Source organism: Dialister invisus DSM 15470 (genome assembly GCF_000160055.1).
Lineage (GTDB): Bacteria > Bacillota > Negativicutes > Veillonellales > Dialisteraceae > Dialister > Dialister invisus.
Genome location: NZ_GG698602.1, coordinates 154,966 through 167,561, shown reverse-complemented (window position 1 = coordinate 167,561; position 12,596 = coordinate 154,966). Strand labels below are relative to the sequence as shown.

At 39.1% G+C, this 12,596-nt stretch carries 10 protein-coding genes; all 10 read right to left on the bottom strand.

Features of this window, described 5'->3' with window-relative positions; all coding sequences use genetic code 11:
- Positions 1 to 83: 83 nt before the first annotated feature.
- A complete protein-coding gene (gene radA / locus GCWU000321_RS00790) occupies positions 84 to 1,484 on the bottom strand; it encodes a DNA repair protein RadA (protein ID WP_007069155.1) in 1,401 nt (466 codons plus the stop codon).
- Positions 1,485 to 1,564: 80 nt separating this feature from the next.
- Positions 1,565 to 3,970: an ATP-dependent Clp protease ATP-binding subunit gene (locus tag GCWU000321_RS00785; RefSeq protein ID WP_007069154.1), complete on the bottom strand. Its 2,406-nt coding sequence runs from the start codon at positions 3,968 to 3,970 to the stop codon at positions 1,565 to 1,567.
- 42 nt (positions 3,971 to 4,012) lie between these two features.
- Complete coding sequence (locus GCWU000321_RS00780; protein ID WP_007069153.1) at positions 4,013 to 4,504, bottom strand: UvrB/UvrC motif-containing protein; 492 nt, start codon at positions 4,502 to 4,504, stop codon at positions 4,013 to 4,015.
- A 1-nt stretch (position 4,505) separates the two neighbouring features.
- Entirely contained in the window at positions 4,506 to 5,027 is a 522-nt protein-coding gene (locus tag GCWU000321_RS00775) for a CtsR family transcriptional regulator (RefSeq protein WP_244835021.1), read from the bottom strand.
- Positions 5,028 to 5,121: 94 nt separating this feature from the next.
- Entirely contained in the window at positions 5,122 to 5,586 is a 465-nt protein-coding gene (locus GCWU000321_RS00770; protein ID WP_007069151.1) for a regulatory protein RecX, read from the bottom strand.
- Entirely contained in the window at positions 5,552 to 6,622 is a 1,071-nt protein-coding gene (gene recA, locus GCWU000321_RS00765) for a recombinase RecA (RefSeq protein WP_007069150.1), read from the bottom strand. Before recA ends, GCWU000321_RS00770 begins: the two co-directional genes overlap by 35 nt.
- Position 6,623: 1 nt before the next feature.
- Entirely contained in the window at positions 6,624 to 7,874 is a 1,251-nt protein-coding gene (locus GCWU000321_RS00760; protein WP_007069149.1) for a CinA family nicotinamide mononucleotide deamidase-related protein, read from the bottom strand.
- A complete protein-coding gene (gene rimO / locus GCWU000321_RS00755; protein ID WP_040381057.1) occupies positions 7,871 to 9,232 on the bottom strand; it encodes a 30S ribosomal protein S12 methylthiotransferase RimO in 1,362 nt (453 codons plus the stop codon). Before rimO ends, GCWU000321_RS00760 begins: the two co-directional genes overlap by 4 nt.
- Positions 9,233 to 10,270, bottom strand: a complete 1,038-nt coding sequence (locus GCWU000321_RS00750) for an ABC transporter substrate-binding protein (protein ID WP_007069147.1) — start codon at positions 10,268 to 10,270, stop codon at positions 9,233 to 9,235. It lies immediately after the preceding gene.
- A gap of 38 nt (positions 10,271 to 10,308) precedes the next feature.
- The gene (locus tag GCWU000321_RS09765) at positions 10,309 to 12,510 is read right to left on the bottom strand and encodes an FtsK/SpoIIIE family DNA translocase (protein ID WP_420919631.1); all 2,202 of its coding nucleotides are present in this window, start codon (positions 12,508 to 12,510) and stop codon (positions 10,309 to 10,311) included.
- Positions 12,511 to 12,596: the final 86 nt, after the last annotated feature.

The following is a 12,596-nucleotide window of genomic DNA, read 5'->3' as shown; positions in this document are numbered from 1 at the left end:
ATGATTTCTGAAATACTACATTTACACATTTTAATTATAATAGCACAATCATAACGGATTGAAAAACAAACCTTTCTCTTATCTCACACCTGTGATTTAAAAAAATGGATCGCCTCTTCCAAATGATTTATAAATACCACATGCGAGAGTAATTCCTCCCGGTGATTATCTTTAAAATAGTTTTCAGCCTCTTCCTGATTCCTCGCAGGGAGGACAAATTCAGTAAAATTCATTTTAACCGCCTCTTTGAGTCGTAAGCTTAACTTAGAAACAGGGAGGATTTCACCGGTTAATCCAATTTCACCTAAAGCCATACAGAATTTTTTCAAAGGTATATCATACTTTACGGAAAATAATGCCAGTGCTACTGATAAATCCGCTGCTGTTTCTTTTAATTTATAGCCACCTGCCACATTGAGATATACATCATCAGCAGAAAATGGAATTTTCCCCTTTTTTTCCAGTACGGCAAGTAAAATAACCAATCTATTAAAATCGTAACCAGATGCAATTCTACGCGGAACTGCCAGTACGGAATGGACTGTAAGTGCCTGTACCTCAATCAAGATTGGACGTAAGCCTTCCATGCAGGCAGCAACTGTACTTCCAGATACAGGAGCTTCTTGTATTCCTTTTAGAAGATACTTAGACGGATCATCAATCCCTTTCAATCCTTTCCGCCCCATTACAAAGAGTCCTGATTCAGATGTAGAACCAAATCGATTTTTCACAGTACGAAGCACACGAAATTGATAGTTTCTATCTCCTTCCAAATAAAAAACCACATCTACCATATGTTCTAATATACGCGGACCCGCAATATTTCCCTCTTTTGTAACGTGCCCGATAATCATTACGATAATCCCTGATTCTTTAGCCATCTTTACAAGTATTGCTGTGCAGTCCCTGATTTGTGTCGGACTCCCCATTGCTGAAGAACTGTTAGGAAGATAAGTGGTTTGTATAGAATCAATAATAACCATATCCGGATGTAGTTTATCTACCTCGGCAAGAATTGTTTCTAAATTGCTTTCAGCAAAAACAAAACATTCCTCTGTATTTACAGAAAGCCGTTCTGCTCTCATTTTAATCTGTATATCTGATTCCTCACCACTGCAATATAGTACAGTTTTTCCCATCTTTGTAAATGAATCACATATTTGTAAAATAAGAGTTGATTTTCCGATTCCCGGTTCTCCACCCCAAAGAATAACGGAATCGGAGACTATACCGCCTCCTAATGGACGATCTAATTCTGTTATTCCCAATTTCACTCTATCTGTATCTTTTATTTCTATATCAGTTAAACTGGTAGGTTCTTTTCCGGATTGAAAAGATAACGTTCGTATGCTTTTGGGAATACTTTCTTCTATTTTTTCCTCTAATGAATTCCATTCTCCACAATTGGGGCATTTACCCATCCACTTAGGCGTTTCTGCTCCACAATTATGACATATAAACTTTGTCTTGGTTTTTGAGTTCATATTCGTCAATCTCTCCCGCAATATAAAATGGACATAGAGATCGTCCCTATGCCCATTATACTACTTTTTACCGATAAGCCTTAGTCTGCATTAAACACCAGATTGTTTTTTTCACCAACATCTACATGGATGGTACTCTTCCCTTTCAGCTTTCCTGATAATAATAATTCAGAGATTTCATCTTCCACTTCTTTTTGAATAGTTCTTTTCAAAGGCCGTGCACCATATTCAAAATCAGAACCGTCTGCAATCAAATGATTGCGAGCTTTTTCAGAAACATCCATTTTCAAATGAAGATGTTCCAATTTCTTTTCAACTGCTTTTAAAAGGAGTTTTGCGATTTCTGATAGATTTTCTGTAGTCAGCGGATGGAAAACGATAATCTCATCAATCCTGTTAATAAATTCAGGTCGAAAAGTATGTTTGACCTGATCTAAAATCATGGCTTTTGCACTTTCAAAATCTTTCTTGTCTTCATTCTTATCAATAAAGCCCAATTTCTTCTCTTTGCCGCGTAACAATCCTGATCCAAGATTACTTGTCATAATAATGACACAGTTTGTAAAATCAACGGTACGTCCCTGCCCATCTGTTAAGCGTCCATCATCAAGTACCTGTAGTAAGATATTAAAGAAATCTGCATGTGCTTTTTCCACTTCATCAAAAAGAATGACACTATATGGATTCCTGCGAACGGCATCCGTTAATTGCCCGCCCTCTTCATATCCTACATATCCTGGAGGTGCCCCAACAAGGCGCGATACTTCATGTTTCTCCATATACTCAGACATATCAAAGCGAAGCATATTCTTCTCACTGCCAAACATAGTTTCTGCCAACGCCCTTGCCAATTCTGTCTTACCAACACCAGTAGAACCAAGAAACAGAAACGAACCAATAGGTCTTTTCGGATCTTTCATCCCTGCTCTGGCGCGCCGGATTGCCTTGGCAACAGCAGTTACGGCATCTTCCTGCCCAATAACACGTTTATGAAGTTCTTCTTCCAAATGAAGCAGACGTTCAGAATCCTTCTGTTTCAGATTCTGAAGGGGGACACCTGTCCACTTGGCAACCACCTCAGCTACGTCTTCTTCTGTAACAACTAAATGCTCATGATCACCGCCTTTCCATTCTCCCTTCATCTTTTCAATTTGTCCGGATAGCTCTTTTGCCTGATCCCTTAATATGGCAGCGCGTTCAAAATTTTGAGCAGATATGGCGGCTTCCTTCTCTTTCTGGACAGAGGCAAGATCCTCCTCCTTTTTTTTCAAATCGTCCGGTGTAGAAGAAGCCTCCATACGAACCTTAGCTGCGGCTTCATCAATAACATCAATTGCTTTATCCGGCTGGAAACGATCGGTAATATAACGAGAAGATAACTCTACCGCTTTTTTGATAGCCTCATCCGTAATTTTTGCTTTATGGAATGCTTCATATCTATCGCGAAGTCCCATTAATATATCAATAGTATCCTTAGGAGTAGGTTCTCCCACTTTTACAGGCTGGAAGCGGCGTTCAAGAGCTGCATCTTTCTCAATATATTTCTTATATTCTTTCAATGTTGTCGCGCCAATGCATCTAATCTCTCCTCTGGCAAGGGCAGGTTTCATAATATTAGCAGCATCCATGGAACCTTCCCCTGCACCGGCACCTACAAGAGTATGTAATTCATCAATAAACAGAATCCAGTTCTCATGTTTCTTTACTTCTTCCAAGACTTTTTTTAACCGCTCTTCAAATTCCCCTCTATACTTTGTTCCCGCTACCACGGAAGACATATTTAAAGAAATGATTCTACAGTTTTTTAAAATTTCGGGAACGTCATTATTGATAATTCGCTGTGCTAAACCTTCTGCAATCGCAGTTTTCCCCACGCCCGGTTCGCCAATAAGAACCGGATTGTTTTTATTTCTCCGTGAGAGAATTTGAATAACTCGGTTAATTTCAGTCTGACGCCCAACAACAGGATCGATTTTTCCCTGTTTTGCCCTTTCATTCAAATCAACAGCAAATTCTCCCAAGTCGCCAAGATTTTCATTCTTTTCACTATCATTTTCTTCCGACATAAATTGTTCAAAAGCACGCTTCAATTTACCTCCTGTTACATTGAACTGCTCCAATATGCGGATCGCCAATCCGCCGCCTTCATGAATAATGGCCAGCAATAAGTGTTCTGTTCCGACATAATTATTGCCAAGTTCATTGGCCTCTTCGACAGCCATTTCAAGAACCCGCTTTGTACGAGGTGCTATATAAAGGTCCGTATTTCTGAAAAAAACTGAATCGTTATACACCTGCAGGAATTCTTCCAGTGCTGTTACTGTAAGTCCCAACGAATTTAAAATCTTTCCGCCCACACTGTCTTTTTCATTTGAAATACCTATTAAAAGATGTTCTGTCCCTACATATTCACTACCAAGCTTAGAGGCTTCCTCTGCAGCAAACTTCCATGCATTCTTTACGCTGTCTGTGTACCTATTTTCCATCCAAATTCCCTCCTTACATGTTTGATTATCATAATTTTTCTTTTAAATTCCATTTTGTGCTTTATATGCCTGTATTTGATCACGCAGCTTAGCCGCCTGCTCAAAATCTTCCGAATTTATAGCTGATTTTAATTGTTTTTCATATTCAGCCAGCTTTTCGTCTTTTATTGACTCTTCCTTTAAGCCCGGTTCATTTTTGGTCAGATTATGACTGAACAAGGGTCTGAGTTCTTCTCTAAAAGATTTATAATCCTGGTTTCCATGAAACAGTCCCTTTGACAGATTTAATCCATCAGATGCTACTTTTCTGACATCACAAATGCTCCCATTATTATCTTTATAAAAATGTGGAAATATATCAAATAATCTTTTTCCTAAAATAGAAGGCATTGAATAATTCAATAAGTTTTCAGTTTGCTTGAAACGTTCTCCTTTTGCACATTCATTGCAAAGATGTAATTCACTTTTTTTACCATTAATAATTCTTACCAAATGTACATTGGCTGCTCTTCCATGACAATGTTCACAAAACATTTTATTCTCCTTTCAAAGTCCACTCTGTCTGATGTATTATAGTTCTTACAGCATCTTGCCGATCTTCCGGCGGACAAAATTCAAGCATTGTCCGCATTAATACTTTAATCATGTGATATTCACGGCGTGAAATGATATTATATTTCAGAAGCATATTAAAATATCCTTCAAAATTGCTTTCAACCAATTCTATATCATTTTTATCAGTTTCCCCTTTTTTTTCAGAGACCGTATGCGAGACTATTTCGTGATCTTTTTCCGCTACACCTCGCATGGAAATTTTAATGTATCCGCCGCTTCCTCGTCTTGACTCTACCATGAATCGATTATCTGATGAAAATCGTGTATTGATTACATATGTCACCTGTGACGGGGCACATTCCAAAAGATCAGCCACATCCTTACGCCGTAAAAGTAATTCATCAGAAGACTGCTTTCCCAACCTTTCTAATATAAATTGTTCAATTCTATCCGCTAAAATGGAATTTGTCATTTGATGATAGGCTCCTTTTCTTTTTACCAAATCTATTTTATTACTCAAAAGTCAAAAAGTCAATATGTTAAATAGTAAAAGCCACATGGAAAAAGGATATTTCTTTCATGTGGCTTTTAAAAAGCTAAAAATCAGAAATTCTTAAATTTTGCAAAACACTGGTAATCACTGATCCTTGAAAACCCCGACGATATAATATGCCCGCAGCTCTTCTATAATTATGCTTTAAAGCTGGTAAAACTTTCACTTTATTTTTCATAATGATAAGTGCAGCCGCATATTCTTCATCAAAAGTCAAATGTCGGTCTATGGAAAGGCCTCGCAATTTCATTTTTTTATGAATATAAACATCTCCATAAGCATTCTTGCTCTTATATAAGTTAAACAAATCTTCAGCAAGATCCAAATCATTTACATATCCATAGTGTAAAAGTTTCGATAAAGCTTCTTCTATCTCCCGCAAAGGATATTCCCTGTCTTTTAATTTTTTACGCAATTCATAAGTACTCTGTCCACGATACTTCAGTAAATGCAAGGCCGCTTCATACGCTGTTTTACTCTTTTGCATCTTTATTTTTTGCAATAACATCCACATTAAATTTTTCCGGTTCTACCACCAGAGTATCCCTAATAATCTTATCAATTTCCGCAGCGATTTCCTGATTTTCTCTTAAAAAAGCCTTTGCTGCCTCACGGCCCTGACTTATACGATTTCCTTTATAGGAGTACCATGCCCCGCTCTTTTGAATAATATCCATATTAGTTGCGAGATCCAGTAACGTTCCTTCTTTTGAGATACCTTCTCCATACATCACATCAAACTCAGCTGTTTTAAAAGGCGGAGCCACTTTATTCTTTACAACTTTGGCACGAGTACGGTTTCCCACCACATCTGTCCCATTTTTTATAGCTTCACCGCGACGGATTTCTACCCGTATAGAAGAATAAAACTTAAGCGCTCTGCCACCAGTAGTGGTTTCAGGATTACCAAACATAATACCAACCTTCTCACGAATCTGATTGATAAATATCACGATGGTCCTGGATTTACTTATAATCCCGGTTAATTTTCTAAGCGCTTTGCTCATCAATCTGGCTTGAAGTCCTACAGATTGATCACCTATATCTCCTTCAATTTCCTGTTTCGGAACAAGAGCTGCTACTGAGTCAATAACAATCATATCCACCGCTCCGCTCCGCACCAACTGCTCACAGATACTTAATGCCTGTTCTCCGCTATCCGGCTGAGAAATCAAAAGGCGCTCCGTATCGACACCCAAATGATGAGCATATACGGGATCCAAGGCATGTTCCGCATCAATAAATGCCGCTACACCATTATTTTTTTGTGCTTCAGCAATGGCATGTAATGCTAATGTCGTTTTTCCGGAAGATTCCGGCCCGTAAATTTCTATGACCCTTCCCCGAGGATATCCGCCAACCCCTACTGCAATATCCAGAGCTAATGAACCTGTCGGAATAACCTCTGTATCCAATTTTCCCTTCATATCGCCTAATCGCATAATTGCACCGGCTCCGAACTCACGGGTAATTTGATGCATTGCATTTTCAAGAGCCTTTTGACGTTCTGAGTTCATGTCCGTATTCTGTACTTTTACTGTCATTTTATCCTCCTTTATTTAATTTAATATACTGCAGAACATAATATAATGCCTTATCTGCTGCGCCATAACGGATACTCTCACGATTCCCCATAAAATGTTCTTCATAGACTTTTGTTCCATATTTTCCTGAAACAGCTATAAATACAAGACCAGGACTCTCCCCATGTATTCCATTCCCCGGACCGGCATATCCGGTAGTGGCTACCGACACATCACTATTATAAAGTCGTCTGCTACCTTCGGCCATTTCACCAGCTACACCAGCACTAACAGCAGTATCTCTTTCCAGTGTACTTTTTGAAACACCGAGAATCTCCTCTTTACTATCATTCCAATAAGTAACAGCACTCCCCTTAAAGTAGTCAGAACTTCCGGGCAAATCTGTCATTAACTTTCCAACTATACCACCGGTACATGATTCAGCGGCGCTCATTGTCATTTTATACTGAATCAATAATTCTGCCAAATCACTCCTAATATCAGATTCAACATGATACTCTGATACAGGAAGCCGCTTTTTTATAATCAATAAGAACGGAGTGATCAAATCGTGCGCATTTTGTATAGTACTTCCATGCGCAGTCATACGAAGCGCAATATATCCCGGCCTTGCCAATAAAGCAAATGTCGGATTTTCCTGCGCCTTAATTAGATCCATTATACGGGATTCAATTTCTGTCTCTGTCAACCCTGTTATAGTTACTATAACAGAATAAATAATACCTTGCGGTCCAAAATTACTTTCAAGCCACGGCATCATCTCTTTCTCTGCCATAATTTTCATTTCAAATGGTGGTCCCGGTAAATGAATTAGTGCTTTATGATTTTTAATAGATGCAGATCCATTAGCTGAACCAACATGATTTTCAAATATGCAGGAACCTTCTCCGAACCATGCCTGTCGCGATAGGAGTTTAGAATATACTCGCCTTTCTCGTTCATAATAATCCCTAAGACGGCTATTCTGATCCTCATAATATATATAAGGAATACCTAAAGCTTCTGCCCCGATGCGCTTCGTAATGTCTCCTTGTGTCGCACCCAGCCCGCCGGATGTAATTACTATATCTGCCCGAGACAATGCAATTTCCATAGCATTTCTCATCCGCATAGCATTATCCCCCACCGTAGTCATATAAGCTACTGTAAATCCGTGCTGATTCAGAAAAACCGCCAACCATCTGCTGTTCTCATTATCAATTTCTCCCAGCAGTAATTCTGTGCCGGTAGTAATGATTTCAACAATCATCATATACCTCTATCTGTTGTTATTCTCTCCGCAATCAAATCATATGCGTATCCATCTATAATATGCGCCTTAACAAAGTCACCCGGCCGTAAATCGCCAGGGTGATCTATGTAAACATTACCATCTACCTCAGGTGCTTGGAAAGATGCTCTGCCTTTAGCCTGAAGATTTCCACATCCATCATCTAATAATTCTTCCACCAATACTTCTGTATCAACTCCAATCAGATTCCGATTATTTTCTTCAGAAATTTCTGCTTGAGCCGCCATTAACTCGTGATATCGATTTTCTTTTATTTCTTCTGTAACCTGATCGACCATACGGGCTGCTGGTGTCCCATCTTGTGCTGAATAAGTAAATGCCCCCATATTATCAAATTTCACTGCCTTGATGAATGTAAGCAATTCTTTAAAATCTGCCTCTGTTTCTCCGGGAAACCCAACCATAAGGGTTGTCCGAATTGTTATATACGGTGTGGTATTTCGTAATTTCTTCAATAGCTTTTTGATGCTTTGGGAAGAATCACGTCTATGCATTCGTCTTAATACGGAATCACTTATATGCTGTAAAGGAATATCTACATATTTGCAGATCTTTTCTTCTTTAGTAATTATTTCTAAAAGTTCATCATCAAAATACGTTGGATACAGATAAAACAAACGAATCCATTTCACATTATCAATTTTTACAAGTTCTTTTAATAGCCTTGCAAGTGTTGTTCCATCATTTAAATCTCTGCCATAGAAACTGGAGTCCTGCGCAATTAAATTAAACTCACGGACACCTTCACTGGAAAGCCGTTTGACTTCGTGTACAACAGATGGAATGGAGCGGCTTCTCATCGCGCCACGAACATAGGGAATATAGCAAAACGTGCAACCATTACTGCATCCTTCCGCAATCTTTATATACGCACTGTAAGGTGGAGTCAGCGGCTGCCGCGGAATAAGTTCTTCATGTTCACAGGGAGCGGTATCGAATCTATATATCTTTTTATTGCCATGAATATAGGACTCTTGGACAACTTCTAAAATATGTTGCCATGAATCAGTACCTATAAAAATATCGATTTCCGGTATTTCTTTTCCCAATGCTTCCTTATATTGCTGTGTCAGACACCCGGCAGCGACAAGTCTCTCACAAACTCCCTCCTTTTTATATCTGGCTGCCTGCAAAATGGTCTGAATTGATTCTTCCTTTGCCGGATCAATAAATGTGCATGTGTTGATAATAATGATTTGCGCAGTGCTTAAATCCTCAGTTAATTCATACCCGGCTTTTGCTAAAATACCAACCATCATTTCAGTATCTACCAAATTCTTGGAACATCCTAAGCTAATAACTCCCAATTTACGATTCAATTATGAAATCCTCCTGAAACGAACCTGTTCTATCCATTCATTCAATAGTATTTTTTTCCCCTCATCAACATATTTCTTCTCTAATTCCCAATAATTTAAAGGATTTCCGTTTGTATCAGCAGGCAATGTGCTGTCATTAACATAAATAAAGTAACAACCGTTATCCTGCATGACCTTTTTATAATGCGTAGGCGTCAACAACCAATTCATAAGTTTTTGACCAAGTTCGGGCTCTTTGCTGTCGGCAGAAAGCCCTATACCATATAAATACCAGGAAGTTCCATCCGTAGGGTACATAATTTGTAGAGGAAGATTTTCTTTTTGTGCCCGCATAGCCTCATTATAGCTGGATATCCCGATATCACACTTTCCCATACCTGCCATCCTTGATGGCGTCGAAAGATATTTCCCATATTGTACAATATGGGAGTTCCCCTCAGACAAAAGGTAAAGTGCCTCTGTAATCCCGAAGTGTTCTGCCATAGATAACAGCAAATCTTCCGCCATATCTGCCGCAATAAAATCCGTCATGGACAATCGGATCTGCGGTGAAGTCATTATATTGTTCCAATTATAATTTAGCAGAGAATGTCTGGCCGCAAATTCTTTATTAACAACAAAAACAATCGGATCTAACCAAATTCCCGTCCAAGTCCCCTCGAAATCCTTAAATTGTTCTAAAGCAGTGTCTGTCGATTCTGAAGAATAGGAGCGTAATGCCTTATTCTTTTTCAATTCTTCCAAATTGGTCTGAGATGTTAAAAATATATCAGCCTCGCCAATCCCCTGATGCCCATTACTGCCTAATTGTTCCGCTGTCATACGTATAATTTCTATTTGAAATCCGGTTTCCGCATAAAATTCTTTACCGATTTCATCTAAAATATTGGATTGTAAATCAGTACAAATTTTAATAGTTTGCGCCTTGACTGATGTTTGCTTTTTCAAATCTTCCTGGATTTTTGCATATTGTAAAATTCCCCAAAAAGCAGTAGAAGCTAATATAAGAAATGATATAACCGGTATTAATCTCCGCAAAGGTTGTCGCTCCCTTATTTGATAATATATTATTTATTTCAATTTTCTATTTGATCCGGAAATAACTCTTTTAATTGCCCTTTAGAAACTAAAACCGTTCTCGGTTTTGCACCATCAGCTTTACTTACAATTCCCATTAATTCCATGGTATCCATTAATCTTCCTGCTCTAGTGTAGCCGATTCGAAACCTTCGCTGCAATGCGGAAACAGATGCTCTTTGGGTATCAACCACCCACTCTGACGCTTCTGCCAATAATTCATCTTTCGGCTCCTCTGAATCTGAAGAAACAGCAGGTTCCCACTCTGATAAATCTATTTTTGTCTCATCAGATACTATGACATCCTGCTGGATGCACTGTTCCTTTACATAAGAAACGACAGCCTCCACTTCCTCATCGGAAATAAATGCTCCTTGTATGCGTATAGGATTCGATGCACCGGATGGATTAAAAAGCATATCACCTTTACCTAAAAGTTTTTCTGCGCCTGCTTTATCTAAAATGGTTCTGGAATCCACTTGTGATGAGACAGCAAACGAAATACGGCTGGGGATATTTGCTTTAATTAGGCCTGTAATAACATCCACAGAAGGTCTTTGCGTTGCTACAACAAGATGAATCCCCGCAGCTCTTGCTTTTTGTGCTAATCGACAAATCGCATCTTCCACACTGTCCTTTGCCACCATCATCAAATCTGCCAGCTCATCAATCACAACGACAATGAATGGCATCTTCATTTCAGGATTTTGCTTATTAAATCCATTAATATCACGAACATTTTTTTCCGCAAAAGACCGATAACGGGTTTCCATTTCTGTTACAGCCCAATTTAAGATACCCGCTGCTTTCTTGGGCTCCGTAACGACTTCCGTGCGCAAATGAGGAATCCCATTATATATGGATAGCTCAACCACTTTGGGATCGATCAGGATTAATTTTACATCTTCAGGAAGACTATGATAGAGAATACTGGTAATTATGGTATTGATGCAAACCGACTTTCCGCTTCCGGTTTGCCCGGCAATCAAAAGATGCGGCATTTTAGCCAGATCAGTAATCACTACCTTCCCTGCAATATCTTTTCCCAATGCCACAAGTATCTTTCCTTTCCCTTTTTGAAAAGCATTGCTGGAAAGAACTTCCCGCAATGATACTGCAGCCGTTTTGGCATTAGGAATCTCAATCCCTACTGCAGATTTCCCGGGGATGGGCGCCTCTATTCGGATACTGGTGGCTGCCAGCTGAAGCGCTATATCATCCGACAAACCTTCTATTTTAGATACGCGTACCCCCGGAGCAGGTTCAAGTTCATAACGTGTAACAGCAGGTCCTATACTTACATGAACTATTTTGGCATTTACACCAAAGCTTTTTAATGTTGTCTCAAGACGATTCGCTTTTCCATAAGCATTCGTTTCCAAACTGCCGGAGCTTTCTCCCTCCTTTAAAAGAGACAGAGGTGGAAATGAATAAAAATTATTTTTCTCTGCTTCAGGCATGTCTGCCTTACTATTTATTTTAATATCATTTGTATTTTCTTCGCAGACTTTATGTCCTTCCAGCATATCAATATTATCTTCAGGCAATAAAATCTGTGCATTCTCGGAAACAGTTGGGGCTGTTGCTTCACCACATACAGGTTTCCCTTTTTCATCAGCAGGAGAAAATACATTAACAGGAAGATCTTCCGTATCATCTTTTTTTATATTTTTAATGGTAGGCTTATGGAAAATAAAATCTGTTAAATTATATTGTTCTCCTGCATTTTCCGCCGCATTACGGGCGCTATGATATGCTTCCTGCTTTTCACGTATTCTCGCTTTAACATGACCAATCCTTTTTTCAGTTTGTTCCCCAACCTTTTTAGCACCGTTTGAAACTGACCAATGTGTTAACAGTAAAATATCTATGACAAACAAACCGGTCAAAATGATTGTCGTCCCTATATTTCCCGCTAAAAAACGTATTATGCCCACCGGGATCCCACAAAACATTCCTCCATATGTCATAAAAGAAGCTACTGAAAAGTTACTACCGGCAGGGAGCATATGATGATGATAGCCGGCTAGAATTATCCATACGGCAATTAAAGAAAAAACAAGACGACGTGTCATATTTGGCGCATGTCCTGTCAATACGTATACTGCTCCCGTAAAGATAAGAACAAGGGCCGCCCCAAATGAGGCCACTCCAAAGAGTACATAAAATCCATTCCGCAGCAGATTTCCCACAATTCCCATGCCATAGCCGCCTAAACTGAGACATACAAAGAAACCCAAAAGAATCATAACAATTCCCGTGATTTCAACTCTATTCGTCCCCTGGC

Excerpts from the sequence above, each read along its gene's own strand:
- GCWU000321_RS00780 (WP_007069153.1), bottom strand. The coding sequence starts at position 4,504 with ATGTTTTGTGAACATTGTCATGGAAGAGCAGCCAATGTACATTTGGTA.
- GCWU000321_RS09765 (WP_420919631.1), bottom strand. The coding sequence starts at position 12,510 with ATGGGAATTGTGGGAAATCTGCTGCGGAATGGATTTTATGTACTCTTT.
- recA (WP_007069150.1), bottom strand. The coding sequence starts at position 6,622 with ATGACAGTAAAAGTACAGAATACGGACATGAACTCAGAACGTCAAAAG.
- GCWU000321_RS00785 (WP_007069154.1), bottom strand. The coding sequence starts at position 3,970 with ATGGAAAATAGGTACACAGACAGCGTAAAGAATGCATGGAAGTTTGCT.
- GCWU000321_RS00770 (WP_007069151.1), bottom strand. The coding sequence starts at position 5,586 with ATGTTATTGCAAAAAATAAAGATGCAAAAGAGTAAAACAGCGTATGAA.
- GCWU000321_RS00760 (WP_007069149.1), bottom strand. The coding sequence starts at position 7,874 with ATGATGATTGTTGAAATCATTACTACCGGCACAGAATTACTGCTGGGA.
- radA (WP_007069155.1), bottom strand. The coding sequence starts at position 1,484 with ATGAACTCAAAAACCAAGACAAAGTTTATATGTCATAATTGTGGAGCA.